This is a genomic window from Oryzobacter terrae, assembly GCF_042756445.1.
Classification (GTDB): Bacteria; Actinomycetota; Actinomycetes; order Actinomycetales; family Dermatophilaceae; genus Oryzobacter; species Oryzobacter terrae.
Genome location: NZ_CP170578.1, coordinates 1,505,629 through 1,527,083, shown reverse-complemented (window position 1 = coordinate 1,527,083; position 21,455 = coordinate 1,505,629). Strand labels below are relative to the sequence as shown.

Annotated in this window: 19 protein-coding genes; 8 read left to right on the top strand and 11 right to left on the bottom strand. The window is 74.0% G+C overall.

Features of this window, described 5'->3' with window-relative positions; all coding sequences use genetic code 11:
- Positions 1-70 precede the first annotated feature (70 nt).
- Entirely contained in the window at positions 71-958 is an 888-nt protein-coding gene (locus tag ACFWN3_RS07080) for a hypothetical protein (RefSeq protein ID WP_377644739.1), read from the top strand.
- 130 nt (positions 959-1,088) lie between these two features.
- Here the strand turns inward: ACFWN3_RS07080 and ACFWN3_RS07075 are convergent, their stop codons facing one another.
- Entirely contained in the window at positions 1,089-2,393 is a 1,305-nt protein-coding gene (locus ACFWN3_RS07075; RefSeq protein ID WP_377644737.1) for an MFS transporter, read from the bottom strand.
- Positions 2,394-2,587: 194 nt separating this feature from the next.
- On the opposite strand from ACFWN3_RS07075, the gene ACFWN3_RS07070 reads away from it, so the two are divergent.
- Together ACFWN3_RS07070 and ACFWN3_RS07065 are read left to right on the top strand one after the other, a co-directional pair.
- Positions 2,588-2,986, top strand: coding sequence for a cold-shock protein (locus tag ACFWN3_RS07070; RefSeq protein WP_377644735.1), 399 nt, complete (start codon positions 2,588-2,590; stop codon positions 2,984-2,986).
- Positions 2,983-3,723: a DUF3027 domain-containing protein gene (locus ACFWN3_RS07065; RefSeq protein WP_377644733.1), complete on the top strand. Its 741-nt coding sequence runs from the start codon at positions 2,983-2,985 to the stop codon at positions 3,721-3,723. The genes ACFWN3_RS07070 and ACFWN3_RS07065 overlap by 4 nt, the downstream gene beginning before the upstream one ends.
- Positions 3,724-3,728: 5 nt before the next feature.
- Here the strand turns inward: ACFWN3_RS07065 and ACFWN3_RS07060 are convergent, their stop codons facing one another.
- Both ACFWN3_RS07060 and ACFWN3_RS07055 read right to left on the bottom strand, forming a co-directional pair.
- On the bottom strand, positions 3,729-5,234 hold the full coding sequence (locus ACFWN3_RS07060; protein WP_377644732.1) for a multicopper oxidase family protein: 1,506 nt from the start codon (positions 5,232-5,234) through the stop codon (positions 3,729-3,731).
- A 211-nt stretch (positions 5,235-5,445) separates the two neighbouring features.
- Positions 5,446-5,778, bottom strand: a complete 333-nt coding sequence (locus ACFWN3_RS07055; protein WP_377644730.1) for a DUF2530 domain-containing protein — start codon at positions 5,776-5,778, stop codon at positions 5,446-5,448.
- Between the two features lie 81 nt (positions 5,779-5,859).
- Between ACFWN3_RS07055 and ACFWN3_RS07050 the strand changes: the two genes are divergently transcribed.
- The 3 genes from ACFWN3_RS07050 (at position 5,860) to ACFWN3_RS07040 (ending at position 9,296) form a co-directional block, all read left to right on the top strand.
- Positions 5,860-7,362, top strand: a complete 1,503-nt coding sequence (locus ACFWN3_RS07050; RefSeq protein ID WP_377644728.1) for an NCS2 family permease — start codon at positions 5,860-5,862, stop codon at positions 7,360-7,362.
- A gap of 177 nt (positions 7,363-7,539) precedes the next feature.
- Positions 7,540-7,998: a MarR family winged helix-turn-helix transcriptional regulator gene (locus ACFWN3_RS07045; RefSeq protein ID WP_377644727.1), complete on the top strand. Its 459-nt coding sequence runs from the start codon at positions 7,540-7,542 to the stop codon at positions 7,996-7,998.
- Positions 7,995-9,296, top strand: a complete 1,302-nt coding sequence (locus tag ACFWN3_RS07040) for an MFS transporter (protein ID WP_377644725.1) — start codon at positions 7,995-7,997, stop codon at positions 9,294-9,296. Before ACFWN3_RS07045 ends, ACFWN3_RS07040 begins: the two co-directional genes overlap by 4 nt.
- Before the next feature lie 103 nt (positions 9,297-9,399).
- Here ACFWN3_RS07040 and ACFWN3_RS07035 read toward each other — a convergent pair whose 3' ends face one another.
- From ACFWN3_RS07035 to ACFWN3_RS07015, 5 genes are all read right to left on the bottom strand, one after another.
- Complete coding sequence (locus ACFWN3_RS07035) at positions 9,400-11,532, bottom strand: acyltransferase family protein (RefSeq protein WP_377644723.1); 2,133 nt, start codon at positions 11,530-11,532, stop codon at positions 9,400-9,402.
- Between the two features lie 122 nt (positions 11,533-11,654).
- Positions 11,655-12,782, bottom strand: a complete 1,128-nt coding sequence (gene serC, locus ACFWN3_RS07030) for a phosphoserine transaminase (protein ID WP_377644721.1) — start codon at positions 12,780-12,782, stop codon at positions 11,655-11,657.
- Positions 12,783-12,995: 213 nt separating this feature from the next.
- Positions 12,996-14,990 carry a PQQ-dependent sugar dehydrogenase gene (locus ACFWN3_RS07025; protein ID WP_377644719.1) on the bottom strand — a complete coding sequence of 665 codons (1,995 nt, stop codon included), beginning with the start codon at positions 14,988-14,990 and terminating at the stop codon, positions 12,996-12,998.
- A 68-nt stretch (positions 14,991-15,058) separates the two neighbouring features.
- A complete protein-coding gene (locus tag ACFWN3_RS07020) occupies positions 15,059-16,195 on the bottom strand; it encodes a citrate synthase 2 (RefSeq protein WP_377644717.1) in 1,137 nt (378 codons plus the stop codon).
- Between the two features lie 52 nt (positions 16,196-16,247).
- Complete coding sequence (locus ACFWN3_RS07015; protein WP_377644715.1) at positions 16,248-17,210, bottom strand: NYN domain-containing protein; 963 nt, start codon at positions 17,208-17,210, stop codon at positions 16,248-16,250.
- Between the two features lie 76 nt (positions 17,211-17,286).
- Between ACFWN3_RS07015 and ACFWN3_RS07010 the strand changes: the two genes are divergently transcribed.
- A complete protein-coding gene (locus ACFWN3_RS07010) occupies positions 17,287-18,564 on the top strand; it encodes an MFS transporter (protein ID WP_377645551.1) in 1,278 nt (425 codons plus the stop codon).
- Between the two features lie 34 nt (positions 18,565-18,598).
- Positions 18,599-19,276: a pyridoxamine 5'-phosphate oxidase gene (gene pdxH / locus ACFWN3_RS07005; RefSeq protein WP_377644713.1), complete on the top strand. Its 678-nt coding sequence runs from the start codon at positions 18,599-18,601 to the stop codon at positions 19,274-19,276.
- Between the two features lie 49 nt (positions 19,277-19,325).
- On the opposite strand, the gene ACFWN3_RS07000 is transcribed toward pdxH, so the two are convergent.
- The 3 genes from ACFWN3_RS07000 to ACFWN3_RS06990 are packed head-to-tail and all read right to left on the bottom strand — an operon-like array spanning position 19,326 to position 21,449.
- Positions 19,326-19,856 carry a hypothetical protein gene (locus ACFWN3_RS07000; protein ID WP_377644711.1) on the bottom strand — a complete coding sequence of 177 codons (531 nt, stop codon included), beginning with the start codon at positions 19,854-19,856 and terminating at the stop codon, positions 19,326-19,328.
- 13 nt (positions 19,857-19,869) lie between these two features.
- Positions 19,870-20,712: an SDR family NAD(P)-dependent oxidoreductase gene (locus ACFWN3_RS06995; protein WP_377644709.1), complete on the bottom strand. Its 843-nt coding sequence runs from the start codon at positions 20,710-20,712 to the stop codon at positions 19,870-19,872.
- The gene (locus ACFWN3_RS06990) at positions 20,709-21,449 is read right to left on the bottom strand and encodes a hypothetical protein (RefSeq protein WP_377644707.1); all 741 of its coding nucleotides are present in this window, start codon (positions 21,447-21,449) and stop codon (positions 20,709-20,711) included. The genes ACFWN3_RS06995 and ACFWN3_RS06990 overlap by 4 nt, the downstream gene beginning before the upstream one ends.
- Positions 21,450-21,455: the final 6 nt, after the last annotated feature.

Genomic DNA, 21,455 nt, shown 5'->3' with positions numbered 1-21,455 from the left:
ACATGGGAGTTGCGTATGAGTCCGTCCTGCGGGGGTGACGGCGCGGCCCGCGCGGCGGATCATGAGCCCCATGAGCCCGCGCCCCACCCCGCCGTCCGACGCCGACCCCGAGCAGCCGGTCGAGCCCTCGGCCGAGGCCGTCCAGCCCGACCCGGTTCCGCCCGCGGCCGACGACACGGCGGTGCTGCCGCAGCCCGCTGCCGCCACACCGGCGGCCACCGGGAGCGCCGGGTCGCCCACGCCGTCGGGCGGTGCCGGCGGCCCCGCCGGGTACCCCGAGTGGGCCCAGCCCGCTCCCGGCGCACCGGTCGCGACCGCGTCCTCCACCGCAGGTCCACCTCGCGCGCCGCAGCGCTGGTGGGGGGAAGCGACGTCGACGTCCGGGGGGCGCGTGGCGCTCGCGGTCGCGGGCCTGGTCACGGTCGTCGTGCTGCTGGCCGGCGCCGCCCTCGTCGGCGGGCTCGTGCTGCGGGCCGTGGGCGGCGACCACCACGACCGAATGGCCTTCTCCGATGATCGCGGCCCGTTCTCCGACCGTCCCGGACGCGGGGACGGCGCACCGGGGCAGCAGCGCGGTCGCGGGATGATGCCGGACGGCCCGCAGGGGCGGGTCGTCCCCCCGGCGGCCCCCGACCAGGGCCGTGGCGGCAGCGGGATGGGCCGCGGGATGGGCGGTCTCGGACTCGGTGGTCTCGGTGGCGACGTGCTCCACGGCGAGTTCACGGCGACGGTCGACGGCACGCCGACCGTCATGGTCGTCCAAACGGGTGAGGTCCGGACCTATACGTCCGGCCGAACTCTCGTCGTCCGGTCCTCGGACGGGTTCGAGGCGACGTACGTTCTCGATGGATCGGTTGCCGCAACGCGAGGGGCGACCGGTCTCGCGACCGGCGCAGAGGTGCGCGTGGTCGCGAAGAAGGAGGGCATGGCGGTGACACGACTCGTCGTCGTCACCTAGCCCGCGACGGGCGCCGCCACCGCACCCGTCGTCGGCTGCGGGGTCCTGGGATTCAGGGCCCGGGACCCCGCACCCCCCTCCTCGTCCGCGGACGGATGGCGGCCCGCCACGGGGCACCCCTGCTGACCGGTCAGCCGCCGACGCCGTTGACCTCGGGGGAGATCCGGCGCTCCAGCGCCAGCGCCAGGACGGCGACGAGCACGAGGCAACCGAGGAGCAGGCCGATGAAGGCGCTCCCCAGCCGACGGTCGAGCATCCACCCCGCCACGACGGGTGCCGTCACGGCCCCGACCTGGAAGGCCCCCGCCGAGACGGCGTTGAAGCGGCCCCGGTCGCGGTCGGTGGCGAGGTCGTTGACGATCGCCGGCACCGTGGGCTGGAGCATCGTCTCGCCGAGGCCGAAGAGCACGTGGAAGACGACGACGCCGACCGCGGCCGCGAGGGTTCCGGCCACGAGCCCGGTGGCCCCCAGCAGCAGCCAGGCCGCGGCCCAGAGGACGACGAGCCCGAGGAAGACCCGGGTCCGCCGCCGACCGTCGATGCGCCGCAGGACGAGGAACTGCAGCCCGACGATGACGAGGGTGTTGGCGGCGAACGCGAACCCGATGGTGCGGGTCGACACCTCGCTCACCTGGCGCGCGAACGCGGGGAAGCCGGCCTCCATCTGTCCGTAGCCGACGAAGCTCGACAGGAAGGTGAGCAGCGTGATCCACAGGACGGCCGGGTTGCGCAGGATCGCGAGGTAGCCGGTACCGCCGGGCGCGCCGTCGGCCGCGGCCTCGGGCCGGCCGGCGACGTGGCGCAGGGGACCGAGGAGGAGGGCGATGGGGACGAGCACGCAGGCCGCGTCGGCGAGGAAGATCGCGGTGAACGTCTCGGGCCGGCCGACATCGGTGAGGAAGCCGCTGACGACGCCCCCGACCCCGATGCCGAGGTTGACGAGGGCGAAGTTGATGCCGAAGTACTGGGTGCGCAGCCGGCCGTCGACGATGCTCGAGATCATCGCGTTGAACGCCGGCCACCCGACCCCGAAGCTGATCCCGAGCAGGACGAAGGCGAGGACGAACGCCGGCACGGTCGTGGCGAACGCGAGGACGACCGCCCCGAGGACCTGCGCGACGTTGCCCCCGATGACGACCACGCGCGCGCCGATGCGGTCGGTGAGCGCGCCGACGGGACCGGTGACCGCGAGGGCGACGACGGCGATGAGCCCCATGAGCAGCCCGGCGACGTCGAGCGAGACGCCCCGGACCTCGTGGACGTAGATGATCGTGAAGGGCAGGGTCATGCCGCGTCCGAGCGTGGAGATGGCCGTCGTCGACAGCAGCCAGCGCCCCGGGGTGGGCAGCGCGGACCAGAACCCGCGCAGCGTCAGCCGGTGCTCGTCGGGGGTCGCGGCGGCGGTGCCGGGGGTGTTCTCGGTCGTCTCGGGCACGCGGTCCACCGTGCCACGCGCCTCCGACACCGGCGACGGGTTTTCGACGGGTCCGACAGCCTGGACCTGCACCCGCACGCGCCGGGCGGCCCCGGTGGCGGGAACCCGGGAGCGGGCGCCCCTTCCGAGCCGTTAGCCTTGAACGGTGCGCCCGCCCGGGCGTGCACCCCGGGAGCGAGTGACAGAGGTGGACCGTGCCGACTGGCAAGGTGAAGTTCTTCGATGCTGAGAAGGGCTTCGGTTTCGTGTCCGGCGACGCCGGCGAGGGTGACGTCTTCGTGCCCGCGAGCGCCCTCCCCGAGGGCGTGACCGGTCTCAAGGGCGGCCAGAAGATCGAGTTCAGCATCGCCGAGGGTCGCCGCGGCGCCCAGGCGCTGTCGGTCCGAGTCCTCGACCCCGCTCCCTCCGTCGCCGAGGGTCGTCGCGTGCGCGACCGCAAGCCGGCCGACGAGATGGTCGTCATCGTCGAGGACGTCATCAAGCTCCTCGACTCGGTCAGCGAGTCGCTGCGCCGCGGGCACTACCCTGACAAGGCGCACGGCGCCAAGGTCGCCCAGGTGCTGCGGGCCGTGGCGGGCGATCTCGAGGCATGACGACCGCCGCCAAGACCGACCCGACCCTGCGCTCGGCCACCGACGTGGCCCGCGAGGCCGCCGTCGCCATCGCCGAGCCCGGGACCGTGGGTGACCACCTGGGCATGGAGATGGTGGAGGAGCGCCTCGCGACGCACTACTTCGGCTGCACCGCGCTCGCGTACCGCGGGTGGCGCTGGGCCATCTCCGTCGCGCGGGTGCCGCGCTCGAAGACGGTCACCGTCTGCGAGGCGAACCTCGTCCCCGGTGAGGGGTCGCTCCTCTCCGCCGAGTGGCTGCCCTACGCCGAGCGGCTCGCGCCCGGTGACGTCGGCCCCGGCGACCTCACCCCGTTCGTCGCCGACGACCCGCTCCTCGAGCCGGGCTTCGAGGCCTCGGGCGACGAGGAGGTCGACGCGGTGGCCCTCTGGGAGCTCGGCCTCGGCCGGCCCCGCGTGCTCTCGGCCGAGGGCCGCGAGGCCGCCGCCCAGCGGTGGTACGACGGCGAGTCGGGCCCGACGGCCGCGGTCGCCGTCAAGGCGCCGGCGCCGTGCTCGACGTGCGGCTTCTTCATCCCGATGTCCGGCGCGCTGCGCTCGGTCTTCGGGGTCTGCGCCAACGAGTGGTCGCCCTCCGACTCGCGGGTCGTCAGCCTCGACCACGGGTGTGGAGCGCACTCCGAGGTCGACATGGACGCCCCCGAGCCCGAGAAGGTCTCGCCGCCGATCCTCGACGACTTCGAGCTCGACCCCGCCTGACTCCCTCAACCGTGGTGGTCCTCGTCGAGCACCGCCGGTGGGGTGCCGGGCTGCTCGCCGGGGCGCACGACGACGAACTGGGACATCATCCCCTCGTCCTCGTGGCGCAGCAGGTGGCAGTGGACCATGAACGGCACGTCCGGGTCGGTGTGGTCGGTGAACCGCATGAGGAGGCGGTACTCGACGCCGGTGTCGAGGAAGACGGTGTCCTGCAGCCCCGCGTACTCGGCCGTCGGGGGCCGCCCGTCGAGCGAGAGCACCCGGAACTGGACGTCGTGGACGTGGAGGTTGTGCCCGTTCCCCGAGGTGTTGCGCACGACCCACAGCTCGGTCGTGTCGACGACGGGGGCGAAGTCGATCCGCCCGAGGTCCATCGAGCGGCCGTTGATGGAGCGCCCGTCGACCCGGATGTCGCGGGTCCGGTCGACCGCGTCCTCGTCGCCGGCCGTCGCGAGGGTGCCGCTCGACAGCACCGCCGGGACCTCGGGGCTCTGCGCGAGGGTGCCGGCGGCGCGCAGCTGGAGGATGTCGAACGCGGCGCCCCCGCCGTCGAACCGGTCGCTGAGGACGTTCCCTCCGAGGTCGGGGGCGACGCTCTGGAGGACGCGGCGCTCGCCCGGCTCCATCGTCACGACGACCTCGGCGCGCTCGCCGGGGGACAGGCGGAGGTGGTCGACGGGTGCGGGGGCGGGCAGCAGCCCGCCGTCGGTCGCCACGAGGTCGAGGAGGCCCCCGTCGTCGAGCTGGACGTCGAGGACGCGCATCGTCGAGGCGTTGAGCAGCCGCAGCCGGATCCGCTCGGTCGTCACGTCGACGAACGCGCCGGGCGTCCCGTTGGCGATGACGGTCCGCCCGTGCGAGGACACGAGGGATCCGTCACCTCGGATGTTGGTGTCCTGCAGCAGGATCGGGAGGTCGTCGCGGCCGTAGTCGTGCGGGAGGTCGAGGGCCGAGGACTCGGGGTCGTCGAGGAGGAAGAACCCGGCGAGGCCGCGCGCGACGTGCTCGGCGGTGCGGCCGTGGGGATGCGGGTGGTACCAGAGGGTCGCAGCCGGTTGGTCGACCTCCCAGGTGGGGCGCCACGTCGCGCCGGGCCGGACGAGCTGGTGGGGGCCGCCGTCCATCGCCGCCGGCAGGTGCATGCCGTGCCAGTGGATGCTCGTCGACTCGGGGAGGGTGTTGCGGACCTCGACGGCGACCTGCTCCCCGCGCGTCGCCCTGAGGGTGGGTCCGAGGTGCTCGCCGTCGAAGCCCCACGTCCGCGACGGCTCGTCGCCGCCGAGGTCGGCGCGGCCCTCGCGCGCCGTCAGCGAGAAGGTGCGCACGCCGTCGACGGACCGTGAGGGGGCCAGGGGTGGCACGGCCAGGGGTCGGGTGAAGGCGACCTGGCCCCGGGTGTCGATCCCTGCCGACCACCAGGCGTACGCGATGCCGCCACCGACGAGCACGACGGCCAGGCCGGCCAGGGTGCCGAGGACGAGCGCGAGGGTGGCGAGGGGGTGGCGGCGCATGACGGGACTCCGGTGTCGGGGACGGCGGTCCCTCCACCGTGAGGGCGCACGAGCCGTCGCGGAACCGGTTCCGGGGTCGGCTCAGGGCCGCGCTCGGGGTCGGGTGGGGGACCTGCCGGAGGCCTCGCGACGCCGGGGTGGAGGTGATCCGCCGGGGCCGCCCGCCGGCAGATCACCTCCAACCGGGGCAGAGGCCCGGAGGAGGAGGAGGTCAGGCGCCGGCGGCGCTGCCGCGGCCCCGTCCGACGTACCACCAGGCGAAGCCCCCGAGGGCGATGCCGGTGACGCAGGCCCACGGCCACCACGAGCGCTCGCCCTCGTGGAGCATGGGCACGACGAGCGTGACGACGAGGGCGACGAGCCAGAGCCCGGTCCCGACGGCGACGAGGGTCCGGGTCGGGACGTCGACCGGCTCGGTTGGCGCGGCCTCGCCGATCGACCGCCCGAGGCGCCCGGCCGGGCTGCCGGCGGGACTGCCGGCGGGGCTGCCGGGCGGGTGCGGCGCCGGCGCGGCGGCGTCGGGACGGGGGTCGTCGGGGGTCACGGGACCAGCGTAACGAGGGGCGCCGTCCACGCCCGGACCCCCGTCATGCGCCGGTAACACGACCCCGTTAGGGTCGCGCCCATGTCCGACGCGACGGCCACCAGGGCCCCCACCGACACGACGCCCGACGACGGGCTCCTCGAGCGCCTCTTCCACATCTCGCGACGCGGCTCGACCGTGGCCCGCGAGGTCCGTGGCGGGGTCGCGACCTTCTTCACGATGGCCTACATCGTCGTGCTCAACCCGCTGATCCTCGGCTTCGTCCAGGACGCCGACGGCAAGTACCTCGGTGGCGGTGACGCCCCGAACCTGGCGGCCATCGCCGCGGGCACCGCCCTCGTCGCGGGCGTCCTCACCATCCTCATGGGCCTGTACGCCAACTTCCCGCTCGCCCTGGCGACGGGGCTCGGCCTCAACGCCTTCGTCGCCTTCGCCATCGCGAGCCAGATGACGTGGGCCGACGCCATGGGCCTGGTCGTCCTCGAGGGACTGGTGATCCTCGTCCTCGTCCTCACCGGGTTCCGGGAGGCGGTCTTCCACGCCGTCCCGGCCCCCCTGAAGACGGCGATCTCGGTGGGCATCGGCCTGTTCATCGCGCTCATCGGGCTCGTCGACGCCGGGTTCGTCCGCCGCACGGGCGCCGGTCCGGTGCCGGTGGAGCTCGGCATCGGCGGGCAGCTCGCCGGGTGGCCGACCCTCGTCTTCGGGCTCGGCCTCGTCCTCATCATCGCGCTGTGGGTGCGCAAGGTGAAGGGCGCCATCATCATCTCGATCATCGCGATGACCCTCGTCGCGTTCGTCGTCGAGGCGGTCGCGAAGGTCGGGCCCACCGTCACGGGAGTCGACGCCGAGGGCAACAACATCGTCAACCCGACGGGCTGGAACCTGTCGGTGCCCGAGTGGCCCTCGCAGCTCGACCCCATCAGCTTCGGCACCCTCGGCGAGTTCAACCTCCTCGGGTCCTTCAGCCGGGTCGGCGTCGTCGCCGCGGTCCTGCTCGTCTTCACCCTCATGCTCGCCGACTTCTTCGACACCATGGGCACGATGACGGCCATCGGCGCCGAGGCCGACCTTCTCGACGAGGAGGGCAACCCGCCGCACACCCGCCGCATCCTCGTCGTCGACTCCATCGCCGCCGCCGCGGGTGGCGCCGCCGGCGTCTCGTCGAACACGTCCTACATCGAGTCGGCGTCGGGAGTCGGGGAGGGGGCGCGCACGGGGCTGGCCTCGGTCGTCACCGGGGTGCTCTTCCTCGTGTCGATCGCCGTGACGCCACTGGTGCACGTCATCCCGAACGAGGCCGCGGTGCCGGCGCTCGTCCTCGTCGGGTTCCTCATGATGCAGCAGGTCAAGCAGATCGAGTGGGACGACCTGGAGATCGCGATCCCCGCCTTCCTCACGATCATCCTCATGCCCTTCACGTACTCGATCTCGGTCGGCATCGGCGCGGGCTTCATCGCGTTCGTGCTCATCAAGGTCGTCAAGGGCAAGGCGTCGGTGGTCCACCCGATGATGTGGGTCGTCGCCGGCCTGTTCGTCCTGTACTTCTTCATCTCCCCGCTCACCGACCTCGTGTCGCGCTGAGCCGCCGGCGGGCCGACCCCGCCGCCGTCACACCGGTGCCGCACCGCCCCTCGGGGAGGTGCGGCACCGCTGCGTGCGAGGCGCTGGCGCCCACGAGCCGTGGCAGGTGTGGAATACTTAGCAGAGGTAATGACTTGTGCTAAGGACCTGCCCGCACCGACTGCCGAGGAGCCCGCCATGGCCGACACCACGACCACGACGACCCGTCCGGCGATGACGCGCAGCCAGAAGGACCGGCTCACGAGCGACCTGCGGATCGCGTGCCTGCGGATCTCGCGAAGGGTGCGGTTCGAGAGCGACTCGACCGTCGCACCGCACCAGTACTCCGTGCTCGTCCGGCTCGAGGAGAGTCCGCGGACGCCCAAGGAGCTGGCCGCCATCGAGAAGGTCAGCGCCCCGAGCATGAGCCGGACCGTCAACGGCCTCGTCGAGCGGGGCCTCGTCGCCCGTGCCGACGACCCCACCGACGGCCGGCAGGTCATCCTGTCGCTGACCGCCGAGGGCCGCGCGACGATCAAGGAGACCCGCCGCCGCCGCCACCAGTGGTTCGCCGCGCGGCTCGAGACCCTCACCGACGCCGAGCGCGCCCTCCTCGTCGAGGCGACGGCGCTGCTGGAACGGGTGGCCGCCGAGTGAGCCCCACCTTCACCTCGCTCGAGGTCCGCAACTACCGCCTCTGGTTCGCCGGGGCCCTCGTGTCGAACATCGGCACGTGGATGGGCCGCGTCGGCCAGGACTGGCTCGTCCTCACCGTCCTCACGGCGGGGTCGGCGACCGCGCTCGGTGTCGTCACCGGGCTGCAGTTCCTCCCCTTCCTCCTCCTCGCCCCCTGGGCGGGGCTCATCGCCGACCGCTTCCCCAAGCGGCGCACCCTCCTCGCCACCCAGACGATGCTCGCCGTGACGAGCCTGCTGCTCGGCGTCCTCGCCGTCACGGGCGTGGCCCAGCTCTGGCACGTCTACGTCATCGCGCTGCTCCAGGGGGTCACGACGGCGATCGACAACCCGGCGCGGCAGGCCTTCGTCTCCGAGATGGTCCCCGACGACAAGCTCGCCAACGCCGTCTCGCTCAACTCCGCCTCGTTCAACCTCGGAAGGCTCATCGGCCCGGGCGCCGCGGGGCTCGTCATCGCGTGGTGGGGGACCGGCGAGGCGCTCCTGCTCAACACCGTGACCTTCGTCTTCGTCATCGGCGCCATCCTCATGCTCAAGACGAACGAGCTGCGCCCGGCGCCCCTGGCGCGTGGCCGGGGCGGCATCCGCGACGGCTTCCGCTACGTCCGGCGGCGCCGCGACATCCAGCTCGTCATGCTGCTCGTCTTCGTGCTCGGCACCTTCGGGATGAACTTCCAGATCACGATGGCGCTCATGGCGACCAAGGTGTTCGACAAGGGCGCCAGCGAGTTCGGGCTCCTCGGCTCGATCATGGCCGTGGGGTCGCTGACGGCCGCGCTGCTCTCGGCCCGGCGCCAGCGGCCCCGCCTGCGCGTGCTCCTCGTCGCCCTCGTCGGCTTCACGGTCGCCACCGCCCTGGCGGCCCTCGCTCCGTCGTACTGGCTGTTCGCGCTCGCCCTCGTCCCCGTCGGCCTCACCGCCCTCACGGCGCTGACGACGGCCAACGCGATGGTCCAGACCCGCGTGGCGCCCGAGATGCGCGGCCGCGTCATGGCGCTGTACATGGCGATCTTCATGGGCGGCACCCCGGCCGGCGCCCCGCTCATCGGGTGGATCTCGGAGACGTTCGGGCCGCGCTGGACCATCGGCATCGGCACCGTCGCCGTCGGCGTCACCCTGGTCGGGGTGTCCATCTGGCTGGCCCGGTCGCAGAATGTCCGGGTGAGCTACGAGTCGCAGCGCCGCCCGCGGGTGCGGGTCCGGGTCGACGCCGCCCTCCCCGAGCGCGCCACCCACCCCGTGCCGGAGCCGGCCCGATGACGCCGCTGTTCCGCCGCCGGATGACGCTCGGCGTGCTCGGTGTCCTCGTCGGCGTCGCGGTCGTCTACGCGCTCACGCGCTGAGGCGCGTCCCGCACCCGTGGTCAGCCCGTGGGCGGGATCGCGCCGAGGTCGACCAGGCCTCTGAGGACGTAGGGCGCCAGGGTACGGGCGTACGTCACCGTGAGGTGGTGCGAGTCGCGGTAGACCGTGACGCCACCGATGACGGCCGGGCACCTGCCGTCGCGGCAGTAGTACGGCGTCAGGTCGAGGAGCATGGAGCCCTTCACCGTGCCGGCCGTCGCGCGGAAGGCGTCGAAGCGGGAGAGGGCGGCCCTCTGGCTCGTCGCACAGGTGTCGGGACGGATCTCGTCCGCCCCTTCCAGGCACGTCATCGCGCCCTTGGCGGGCACGGGGTTGTCGGGCACCGCGACGATCGGCACCCCGAGCTCCGCGACCGGCGCCCACACGGCCTTCATGCTCGCGACCTGCTGCTCGGGGCTCCCGCTGTTGACGCTCGCGTACCCGGTCGTGACGACCAGGTCGATCGAGGGGGCCTCCGCCACGAGCCACCGCTGGAGCGAGCCCTTCCAGCTCTGGCAGGACTCGACCCGCTGTCGGTCGGGGTGTGCCATCGGGTCGCGCGTCCACGAGCAGGACCCCTTGATGCGGGCCGTCACGGCGATCTTCCGCTGGTGGGCGAGCGACTCGAGCGCCGTGAGGAGGACCTGGGCGTGGGAGTCGCCGATGAGCACGACGTGCGGGACGTCCGGGTCGTCGACCTCGCCGAAGGTGCACCCGACGAACGCCGTCCCCGTGATGCCGGGCGAACACCCCTTGTACGTCGGCCAGTCGCGCCGGGCCGCCGCCGGCGCGGGGATCAGCGTCCCCTCGAGGTCGGGGTTCGAGCAGGGGTTCTCGGGGTCCATGGCCGCCGCGCCGAAGCAGTCGGGGATGTCCTCGAGGACGGCCTGGGCCTGCGCCTGCTGGGTGGCCTGGACCGCGACCGCGGTGTCCCGACCGAGCCAGGCGCCCGACACGAGCACGGCCGCGCCGGCGACGGTCGCCACCAGGGCGGTCAGGGGGCGGCGGAGCACGCGGCGCCGGGTGAAGCGCACCGGGTCCTCGACCCACGTCTTCGTGGCCGCTGCAGCCAGCACGGCGCCGAGCAGCACCAGGACCCGGGTTCCCAGGCCCATCTTCTCGCCGAGGACGACGGGCAGGATCACGATCGGGGGCCAGTGCCACAGGTACAGCGAGTAGGAGATGTCACCGAAGAACCCGACCGGACGCCATCGCATGAGGGGAGCGGGGGAGAGCCGGCCGCGGGGTTCGGCCGCCGCGATGATCGCGACGGTGGCCACGACGGGCAGGATCGCGGCGGTGCCCGGAAAGGGTGTGGTCTCGTCGTAGGTGAGGCCACACCACAGGAGCGCCCCGAAGCCCGCCCACGACACGAGGGAGGGCGCGGCCGTGCGGAGCAGCGGGTTGGCCGGAGGCCCTGCCCTCCGGGCCTCGTGGCTCACCCGCCCCGCGAGGAAGAGGGCCAGCAGCCCGCCGGCGCCGAACTGCCAGGCGCGGGCCGGGGTCACGAAGTAGGCCGCCGGAGGGTTCGCCTGGGTGATCCAGAGGGAGAAGACCAGTGAGGCCAGCGTGGGGACGCCGATGGCCCACCAGGTCGCCCGGAGCGGCGAGGACGACCTCCGGGCCGCCCAGACCGTCGCGCCGAGGATGAGCAGCGGCCAGACGAGGTAGAACTGCTCCTCGATGGACAGGCTCCAGTAGTGCTGCGCCGCGGCGGGGTCCACGTCGGAGGCCAGGTAGTCGACCGAGTCGGCGGCGAGCGACCAGTTCTGCACGTAGAGGGTCGAGGCGATGATCTGCCGGAAGTTCTGTTGCCACGCCCCCACGGGGAGGAACGCGACGACGCCGATGGAGGTCGCCGCGAGCACGAGGTAGGCGGCGGGCAGCAGACGCCGAGCCCGTCGGGCCCAGAACCGCGCCAGGGCGATGCCGCCGGTGCTCGTCGACTCGCGCAGCAGGTGGGAGGTGATGAGGAACCCGGAGATGACGAAGAAGACGTCCACCCCGATGAAGCCCCCGGGCAGCCGCCCCGGCCACAGGTGGTAGAGCACCACCAGCAGCACCGCGCAGGCGCGCAGCGCGGTGATCTCGGCGCGGGTGGCCCCGGTCGCGACGGTGGAGGTGGGCTCGGTGGCCGTCAGGGTGTCCTGCACGCCAGAGTTCTCCTGCTCACGTCGTCATCGGGGGCGTCGGAGCTCCCGCGGGTCGTTCACGACGCCCCATGCTACGGGCGAACGGCGGCCGAGCCCGAATCCGCGTGGGCCGGCCGACGCCCTCAGGAGAGCCGGTCGACGACGTACTCGACCGAGGCGATGAGCCGGCTGACGTCGTCGGGCTCGACCGCCGGGAAGCAGGCCACGCGCAGCTGGTTGCGACCGAGCTTGCGGTACGGCTCGACGTCGACGACGCCGTTGGCCCGCAGCGCCCTGGCGATGGCGGCGGCGTCGATCGCGTCGTCGACGTCGATCGTCGCGACGACCTGCGAGCGGTGCGCCGGGTCGGTGACGTAGGGGGTGGCGTACTCGCTGGCCTCGGCCCACGAGTAGAGGCGGCCGGAGGAGTCGGCGGTGCGGGCGGTCGCCCAGTCGAGGCCGCCGTTGCCGTTGAGCCACTGGACCTGGTTCGCGAGCATCGCCAGGGTCGCGACCGCGGGCGTGTTGTACGTCTGGTTCAGCCGCGAGTTGTCGATGGCCGTGGGCAGGCTGAAGAAGTCGGGGACCCAGCGGCCCGAGGCCGTGACCTCCTCGACCCGCGCGAGGGCGGCCGGCGAGAAGAGGGCGAGCCAGAGGCCGCCGTCGGAGGCGAACGACTTCTGCGGGGCGAAGTAGTACACGTCGGCCTGCGACACGTCGACCGGCAGGCCGCCGGCGCCCGAGGTGGCGTCGACGAGGACGAGCGCGTCGTCATCGGCGCCCTCGACGCGCTGGACGGGGGCCATGACGCCGGTGCTGGTCTCGTTGTGCGCCCAGGCGTAGACGTCGACCCCGGCCTCGGCCTTCGCGGTCGGCAGGGTGCCGGGGTCGCTCGAGATGACGGTGGGCTCGCCGAGGAAGGGGGCCTTCGCCGTCACCGACGCGAACTTGCTCGAGAACTCGCCGAAGGTGAGGTGCTGCGCGCGGTCGCGGACCAGGCCGAACGCCGCGACGTCCCAGAACGCCGTCGCCCCACCGTTGCCGAGGACGACCTCGTACCCGTCGGGGAGGGCGAAGAACGCGGCGAGGCCCTCGCGGACCTCCTTGACGAGGTTCTTCACGGGCGCCTGGCGGTGGGAGGTCCCGAGGACGGTGCGGCCGATGGCGGACAGCGCCTCGACCTGCTCGGGACGGACCTTGCTGGGGCCGGAGCCGAAGCGCCCGTCGGCGGGCAGCAGGTCGGCGGGGATGGTGATCTGGGCGTCGCTCACGAGGGGTCTCCGGAGTCGGTGGGTGTCGTGGTGGCGGCGGGAGTCGCTCCCGACGGCCCCGGGACCGGCATCGTCGGCGGGCCCGTGACCGGGGTCCATCCTCACGCACCGTGACCGCATGCCGGACGTGAGGTCCACCACGTGGAACTCCTGCACGCCCGCCGGGGGCGCCCCCACAGTCCCGGCGGGGGTGGGCGGGGTCCGAGCGCGGCGTCAGCGCACCGTCCCGCCGAGGGAGCGGTTCCGGTAGCCGGAGGGGCCGCCGTACGTCAGCCACAGCGCGCCGTCGCCACCGCGCCCGACGAGGAGGTAGGTGCCGTCGGCACGCGACACGAGGTCACCGGCGGAGGTCCACGTGGCCGTCGTCGCGATCACCGCGGCCCCGCGCTGCACGACGGCCCGCCCGTCCCGGGCGAGCCCGACCGCCAGCCGCGCCCGCCCGGGCCAGACGTCGCCGAGGGCCCGGTCGGACCACGACGACAACCCGTCGGGCCGCTGCGCCCACGTCCCGAGCGCCGCCGTGCGCGAGAAGGTCCGCTCGTAGGTGCGCCCGTTGGTCCCGCGACCGGTGACGACGACCTCGCCGCGCGCCGGGTCGGCCGCGGCCGACAGGCCGGAGGTGAACGTCCCGCCGACGGAGCGCCAGCCGCTCCACGCCCGCGTGTCCCAGTGGTTGCGGTACGCGACGCCGCCCGACGTCACGCCGAAGACGTCGAGGGTGCCGTCGCCGAGGGACACGACGTGCTGCGAGGCGACCCGGCCCCCGAGCTGGGTCGTCCCGAGGCGGGTGGTCCCGCTGAACCGGGTGAGGACGACCGCGCCGTCGGAGCGTCGCGTCACGAGGTCGACGCGGCCGGGACCCGAGGACGTCGCGGAGGGCGCGCTCGAGGAGGTGACCCCGGCCGAGGTGAAGCCCGACCACGTCTCGCCGTCGTCGGTGCTCCGCCGGAACTGGACCTGGTCCCCGGTCGTGCGGACGAAGACGCTCACCGCGGTGCCGGTGCGCACGAGGCTGACCCCCGTCGGTGACACCCGCTGGCCCGCCGCGAGGGTCGGCACGCTCGCGGTGGGTGCGATGCGCACGATCCGGTCGTTGCTGCCGTTCGACGTCGTGAGCCACAGCGCGCCGTCAGGCCCCTCCTGCGCGGTGCGCACCCTCCCGAAGCCCTCGGCCTGGGGCAGGGGGAGCGTGGCGACGACGGCGCTCGCACCGATCGTCGGGTTCGTGCGCATCAGGGTCACGCCCTGGTCCTTGAGGACGGCCACGGCGAGGAGGCCGCGCCACGACCCCCAGCCCGGGTGGCTGAGGAAGGCCGCTCCGCTCGTGGCGACGGTGGAGGGACCCGAGGACCACATCGCCCGCCGGGCCGAGGGGAACTTCGTCAGGTCGGTCATGGGGACCGCCTCGTTGTACCCCGGCACGGGGTCCCACCCGTAGTTGGCCCCGCGGACGACGGCGTTGACCTCGTCGTCGCGCGAGGAGCCGTGCTCGACCGACCACAGCTCGCTCGTCCCCGGGCGCACGACGAGGCCCTGGATGTTGCGGTGGCCGGAGGTCCACACGTACCGCGCGTTCCCGCCGGTGCCGACGAAGGGGTTGTCCGCGGGGATCGTCCCGTCCCAGCGCACGCGCAGCACCTTGCCCCCGAGGGAGCCGAGGTTCTGCGGGTTCGTGCCCACCGCGGCGTCGCCGGTGCCGACGTAGAGGAACCCGTCGGCGCCGAAGCGCAGCCGGCAGCCCGAGTGCCGTCCGCTCGTCAGCGGCAGGCCCGTGACGACGGGGGAGCCGTCGGAGACCGCGGTCGTGTCGCTCGTGAGCCGCCAGCGCAGGACGCGGACGTCGAGCGGGTTGCCGCCGCCGTCCCGGACCGCCTGGCAGGTGTAGAACCGGCGGTTGGTCGCGGCCGCGGGGTCGGCGACCATGCCGAGCAGGCCGCCCTCCCCGACGCCGTAGATCGCCGGGAACCCCGAGATCGTCACCCGCTGCGGGGCCGCGGCGCCGCGCTTGCTCCAGACCTGGCCGGCGCGCAGGTCGTAGAGGAGGAGGTCGCCGACCCAGGTGAGGTCCCACGGGTGGACCAGGCCGCTGACGACGGTCGTCACCTGCACCGTGGGGGCCGCCGTCGCGACCGGGGCGGGTCCGCCGAGGGCGACGGCCAGCGCCGTCGCGACGACGGCGAGGGACGACACGACACGAGATCGCTGCACGCTTCCTCCCGGGGAGCGGGGGCTCCGGCCCTCGGGCCGGCCGTGCGGCGAGCCTACGCGCGGCCTCGTCAGGCGCGCGAGCGGAAGCCCGCGACGTCCTCGATGGGTCGCGGCCCGTGCCCGACGTAGCGCGCGCTCGGCCGCACGAGGCGCCCGGTGCGCTTCTGCTCGAGGACGTGCGCCGACCACCCGGCGGTGCGGGCGCAGGCGAACAGCGGCGTCATCATGTCGCCCGGCACGTCGGCGAAGTCGAGGAGGACCGCCGCCCAGTAGTCGACGTTCGTCTCCATCCGGCGCTCGGGGTGGCGCTCGGCGAGCTCGGCGATGGCCGCCTTCTCCAGCTCGAGGGCGACCTCGTAGCGCGGGGCGCCGAGGCGCCGGCAGGTGTCGCGCAGGACCGAGGCGCGCGGGTCGTAGGCCCGGTAGACCCGGTGCCCGAAGCCCATGAGGCGCTCCTTGCGGTCGAGCGCCTCGCGGACGTACCGGCGGGCGTCGCCCATCCGCTCGACGCCCTCGATCATGTGCTGGGCGCGGCTGGGGGCACCGCCGTGGAGCGGGCCGGAGAGGGCGCCGATCGCGCCGGAGAGGCAGGCCGCGACGTCGGCCCCGGTGGAGGCGATGACGCGGGCGGTGAACGTCGAGGCGTTCATGCCGTGCTCCGCGGCGGAGATGAAGTACGAGTCGATGGCGTCGACGTGCTTGGGGTCGGGCTCGCCGCGCCAGCGGATCATGAAGCGCTCGGCGATGGTGCGGCCCTTGTCGACCTCGCTCTGCGGGACCATCGGCGTCGCCTGGCCGTGGGCGGACTGGCCGATGAAGGAGATGGCCATGACCGACGCCCGGGCGAGGTTGTCGCGGGCCTCGGTGTCGTCGATGTCGAGGAGCGGCTTGAAGCCCCACACGGGGGCGAGCTGGGCCAGGGCCGACTGGACGTCGACGCGGATGTCGCCGGTGTGGACCGGGAGCGGGAACGGTTCGGCCGGAGGCAGGCCCGGGTCGAACTCGTCGTCGACGAGCAGTCCCCACACCTGGCCGAAGGAGACGCGCCCGACGAGGTCGTTGATGTCGACGCCGCGGTAGCGCAGCGCGCCGCCCTCCTTGTCGGGCTCGGCGATCTCGGACTCGAACGCGACGACCCCCTCGAGGCCGGGGCGGAAGTCAGGGTCCGCGGCGGTGGCCGCGGTCGTCCCCGTGGTGGTGCTCATGGGCTCTCCGATCGTCGCTCGTCGCCATTGTCGGGCGCGCCCATTGTGCACGTCATCGCGCGCGACCCCCACGGCTCGTCCTCTTGGTGGTCGTCGTGGCCGGTGCCGCCGCCTTCCGGGAGCTGCCCGCGGCCTTGCGGGCCGGTGCCGTCGCCGTCGGCTCCTCGGTCGCGGGAGCGGGCGAGGCCCCGCCGGTGGATCCTTCGGCCGCACCCGCGGGGCGGATCGCCCTGCGGCCGGACGAGCGCGGGGCCGTGAGCTTCCTGTCACGGACGGCGACGGTCGTCAGGCCCTCGTCGCGGACGTCGAAGAGGCCGCTGGCCTCGAGCAGCCGGCTGAGCTTGGCGTAGCCGTAGTTGCGGGGGTCGAACGAGCTCTGGTTCGAGATGTGGTTGCCCACCGTGCCCACCCGCGCCCAGCCGGACTCGTCGGCTGCGCTCTCGACGGCGCGCTTGAGGAGGGAGACGAGCTTGTCGTCGGCGCGCAGCTGCTCCGGGGAGACGCGCAGCGGCGCGCTGTCGGCCCCGTCGCTCGCGGCGGTGTCACCGGACGCCTCGACGTCGCCGTCGTCGGTCGTGCGCTCGGCGAGGCGGTCGAGGACGAGGAAGCGCGAGCACGCGCTCTGGAACGGCGAGGGGGTCTTGGCGTCGCCGAACCCGTAGACGGCGACCCCGTGCTCGCGCAGGTGCATGACGAGCGGGGTGAAGTCGGCGTCGGAGCTGACGAGGGCGAACGCGTCCGGGCGCTGGGTGTGGAGGATCTCGACGGCGTCGACGGCGAGGGCGATGTCGCTCGCGTTCTTGCCCTTGCTCGGGTCGAACTGCTGGACCGGGCGGATGCCGTGGTCGTGGAGGACGGCGGTCCAGGACTTCAGGCCCGACTTGGTCCAGTTGCCGTAGGCCCGGCGGATGCTCGTCTCGCCGAAGGCCGACAGCTCGGACAGGATGACGTCGATGCGCGCCGCGCGGGCGTTGTCGGCGTCGATGAGGAGCGCGATCCGCGCAGGGGAGTCCATGTCCCGGACCCTACGCCGCCGTCGGGGACCGGCCGCGCCACGATCGCCGCCGGCCGTCCGGCATGATCGCGGGGTGCTGCGCTCCCTCCTCCCGGACCTCACGCCGCTCCGGGAGAACGCGGAGTACCGGCGGCTGTGGACCGGGTTCACCCTCTCCAACGTCGGGTCGCAGATGGCCGTCGTCGCCATCGGCCTGCAGGTGTACGACCTCACCCGCTCGACCGCCGCCGTCGGGCTCGTCGGCCTCTTCGCGCTCGTGCCACTCGTCGTCATGGGGCTGTACGGCGGGTCGCTGTCCGACCACCACGACCGCCGGGTCGTCGCCCTCGCCGCGAACGCCGTCGCGTGGGTGACGTCCATCGCGTGCGCGGTGCAGGCCTGGCTCGGGAACACGAACGTCGTCCTGCTCTACGTCCTCGTCGCCGTGTGGAACGGGGCCTTCGGCGTCAGCTCGCCGGCGCGCTCGAGCATCTACCCCCGGATCCTGCCGCGCGAGCAGCTGCCCGCCGCCAACGCCCTCGGGGTCCTCGCGATGTCGGTCGCGATGATGGTGGGCCCGCTCCTCGCGGGACTGCTCGTCGACTGGGGCGGCTTCCGCACGGCCTACTCGGTCGATGCGCTGGTGACGCTCGCGGCCCTGTGGGGCCTGTGGCGGCTGCGCCCGCTCCCGCCCGAGGAGCACGACGAGGGCGGGACGACCCGCGCCGGCTTCGGCTCGGTCGTCGACGGCTTCCGCTTCCTCGCGACCGCGCCGAACGTGCGGATGACGTTCGTCGCCGACATCGCCGCGATGCTCCTCGCCCAGCCGCGCGTCATCTTCCCGGCCGCGGGTGCCGTCATCCTCGGGGGCGGGGCGAGCACCGTGGGCCTGTTGTACGCGGCGGCGGCGGTGGGGGCCGTGCTCGCGACGCTGCTGTCCGGTCGGCTCGGCTCGGTGCGCCGCCAGGGGCTGGCGATCATGGTGAGCATCGTCGGGTGGGGCGTCGGGATCTGCGGGCTCGGGGTGGCCCTGCTCGGGGTCGACGGCTGGCTCACCCGCGAGCAGGCGCTCGTCGGGGCGCTGCTCGCGATGGCGTTCGCCGGCGGGGCCGACGCGGTGAGCGCCGTCTTCCGCACGACGATCCTCCAGACCGCGGCCCCCGACCGGATGCGCGGGCGGCTCCAGGGCGTGTTCATCGTCGTCGTGGCCGGCGGACCACGGGTCGGCGAGCTCGTCGGCGGTGCCGTCGCCGAACGGATCGGCGAGGGGTGGATGGCGGTGTGGGGCGGGGTCGCGTGCGTCCTCGCCGTCGGGCTGCTCTCGCTGCGCCAGCCCGGCTTCCTCCGGTACGACTCCCGCCGGCCGACACCCTGAGGTCGCGGTCGCCGGCGACGCCTACCATCGGCCCATGAGCGAGGTGCGGGTCGACTACGACGGTGACGGGCTCTCCGAGGACGCCCTCCTCCCGACGCCGCTCGCCCAGGCGCGGGCCTGGGTCGACGACGCCGTGGCGCGGGCCGCCGCCTCGGGCGACGTCCCCGAACCGACGGCCGCGTCGGTGGCGACGGTCGACGCGCAGGGCGTGCCCAACGTGCGCACCGTCCTCGTCCGGGTCCTCGACGCGCGCGGCGTCGGCTTCTACACGGGGCGCACGTCGGCGAAGGGCCGTGAGGTCGCCGCGCACCCGGTCGCCGCGGTGTCGCTGACCTGGCCCTCGATGTTCCGGGCCGTCCGGTTCCGCGGGCGGGTCGAGGAGCTGGGGCGCGACGAGGTCGGGGCGTACTTCACGTCGCGGCCGTGGGGGTCGCGGATCTCGGCGTGGGCCTCGCGCCAGTCCGAGGAGGTGGGCTCGCGCGCCGACCTCGAGGACGAGTACGCCCGCCTGGCGGATCGCTGGCCGGACACCGGCTCGGCCTCCGACGTCCCGGTGCCCGACTTCTGGGGCGGTTACCTCGTCGTGCCCGACGAGGTCGAGTTCTGGGCGGGGCGGCGCAGCCGGCTCCACGACCGCCTCGTCTTCACCCGTGTCGGCGAGGGCGACCTCGACGACGCCGCGTCCTGGCGGGTCCACCGGCGCCAGCCCTGATAAGGCGGCGGCGGGTGGTGGCGTCGGCGCCCCGCCGTGGGGCCGAACGTCAGGTGCGCTCGCGAAGGGCCTCGCGGAAGCGGGTCGCCTTGCGGCGCACCGAGGCCGACGGGTGGGTCTCCTGGACCGCGAGCAACGTGTCGAGGTCGGCGGCGTCGACGTGGCCCCCCTCCACGAAGGAGACCAGGGTCGTCATCGCCTGCGCGGCGACGATCCAGTCGACGTCGGTCGTCGCCAGCCGCTCCCGGAGCCACGTGATGGCCCCGGTCCGCTGGGCACCGGTCAGCTCGAGCAGGTCGACGAGCTGGGCGACGTGCCACTGGACCGAGGCCTGGGGGCTGCGCGTCAGGTCGGAGACGACCCGCTCGGTGTAGGGGCGGCCACGCTCGGGGTCCTCGCGGACGAGCTTCTCGAAGGTGTCGACCGCCCGCATCCGCACCCACGGGTCCTCGGCCGAGATGCACGCGAACAGCTCGTCGGTCCGTGAGGGGTCTGCGCGCACGACGTCGAGGACCTCGGCCGCGCGGCCGAGGGAGTTGGACCTCCCGCCGACGGCGAGGACGTCCTCGAAGCGCTCCACCGCCGGCATCGCCTCAGGTGGTGCGGTGGATCTTGTGCGGAGCCGCCTGGGCGCGGGGCTTGACGACGAGGAGGTCGACGTTGACGTGGGCCGGCCGCGTCGCCACCCAGACGATCGCGTCGGCGACGTCCTCGGCGACGAGGGGATGGGCCACGCCGTCGTAGACCCGGTCGGCCCTCTCCTGGTCGCCGCCGAAGCGGGTCAGCGAGAACTCCTCGGTGTGGACCATGCCCGGGGCCACGAGGGTGATGCGCACGGGCTGGTCGACGAGCTCGAGGCGCAGCGTCTCGGTCATGACGTGCACCCCGTGCTTGGCGGCCGTGTAGCCGCCCCCGCCCTCGTAGGCGGTGAACCCGGCGATCGAGCCGACGTTGACGACGACGCCCTCGCCGTCGGCGGCGACGAGGGCGGGCAGGAGCGCCTTGGTGACCCGCAGGGTCCCGAGGACGTTGCTCTCGTACATCGAGCGCCAGAGGTCGACCTCGGCCTGCGCGACCGGCTCGAGCCCGAGGGCGCCGCCGGCGTTGTTGACGACGACGTGGACGCGCTCTCCGGCGGTCTCCGCGAGGCGGGCGACGTCGTCGTCGGAGGTGACGTCGCAGGCGAGGGCGACCCCGCCGATCTCCGCGGCGAGGGCCTCGACCCGGTCGGCCCGGCGCGCCGCGCAGACGACCCGGAAACCGTGGTCGGCGAGGAGCCGCGCGGTGGCCGCGCCGATGCCGCTGCTCGCCCCCGTGACGACGGCCGTGCGGCGCTCGTCGCGGACGGCGTCGAGCGAGAGGGTGCCCTCGGCGAGGGTCGCGGAGGCGGGGCCGGTCGACGTGAGGTCGTCGGTGGGCGGGGTGGGGTCGGTCATGCGCTCTCCCTCGGACGGATCGTGGTCGGGTCGACGGCGACCCACGTCGCCTCGGCCCGGGCCAGGACCTCGCCGGAGGACGACAGGAGGGCGCTGCCGCTGAGGTGGCGGCGCCCCTGCGACCCACGCTGCCACGCGAGGACGACGTGGGGCTCGCCCGTCTCGGGGAGGGCCCGGATGCGCGCGGTCATCGTGCCCAGGACCATCGGCCGGCCGGCGATCCCGGCCGACCAGCCGCCCGGGCAGTCGAGGGCGGCCCACACGAGGGGGACGTCGGCCTCGTCGGGGGTCCACGTCGTGGCGTAGCGGCCGGTGCCGTCGTCGAGCGGGCCGGGGCGCAGGCAGAGGCCGTCGCCGGGGGTGCGCGCGGTGCCGCAGGAGAAGCAGGTGGGGAAGGGATGGTCGGCCAGGCCCTCGTAGCGCTCCTCGGCGGCGCGGGCGGCGTCGGGGGAGACCGGGGCGGGGTCGGCGTCCTCGAGGTCGGGGGCCGGGGTGGCCGTGGCGACGACGTGGCCGCGGTCGAGCAGGTGCACGGTGACGAGCGGGCCGTCGTCGCCGGGTTCGATCTCGGACCGCAGCTCGAGCGGGCGCTCGAGGGGCGGGGGAGAGGACAGCCGCACCGAGACCGCCGGGCGCCCCGGGGTCGTCGGGACGGCCCGGGCGACGGCGCCGCTCACCCACCCGCCGTTGCCGGACTCCGGGGGGCCGCAGTACCGGCTGGGGATCGTCAGCTCCATCCGCCC

Excerpts from the sequence above, each read along its gene's own strand:
- ACFWN3_RS07080 (WP_377644739.1), top strand. The coding sequence starts at position 71 with ATGAGCCCGCGCCCCACCCCGCCGTCCGACGCCGACCCCGAGCAGCCG.
- ACFWN3_RS07065 (WP_377644733.1), top strand. The coding sequence starts at position 2,983 with ATGACGACCGCCGCCAAGACCGACCCGACCCTGCGCTCGGCCACCGAC.
- ACFWN3_RS07060 (WP_377644732.1), bottom strand. The coding sequence starts at position 5,234 with ATGCGCCGCCACCCCCTCGCCACCCTCGCGCTCGTCCTCGGCACCCTG.
- ACFWN3_RS07050 (WP_377644728.1), top strand. The coding sequence starts at position 5,860 with ATGTCCGACGCGACGGCCACCAGGGCCCCCACCGACACGACGCCCGAC.
- ACFWN3_RS07045 (WP_377644727.1), top strand. The coding sequence starts at position 7,540 with ATGGCCGACACCACGACCACGACGACCCGTCCGGCGATGACGCGCAGC.
- ACFWN3_RS07020 (WP_377644717.1), bottom strand. The coding sequence starts at position 16,195 with ATGAGCACCACCACGGGGACGACCGCGGCCACCGCCGCGGACCCTGAC.
- ACFWN3_RS07015 (WP_377644715.1), bottom strand. The coding sequence starts at position 17,210 with ATGGACTCCCCTGCGCGGATCGCGCTCCTCATCGACGCCGACAACGCC.
- pdxH (WP_377644713.1), top strand. The coding sequence starts at position 18,599 with ATGAGCGAGGTGCGGGTCGACTACGACGGTGACGGGCTCTCCGAGGAC.
- ACFWN3_RS06995 (WP_377644709.1), bottom strand. The coding sequence starts at position 20,712 with ATGACCGACCCCACCCCGCCCACCGACGACCTCACGTCGACCGGCCCC.
- ACFWN3_RS06990 (WP_377644707.1), bottom strand. The coding sequence starts at position 21,449 with ATGGAGCTGACGATCCCCAGCCGGTACTGCGGCCCCCCGGAGTCCGGC.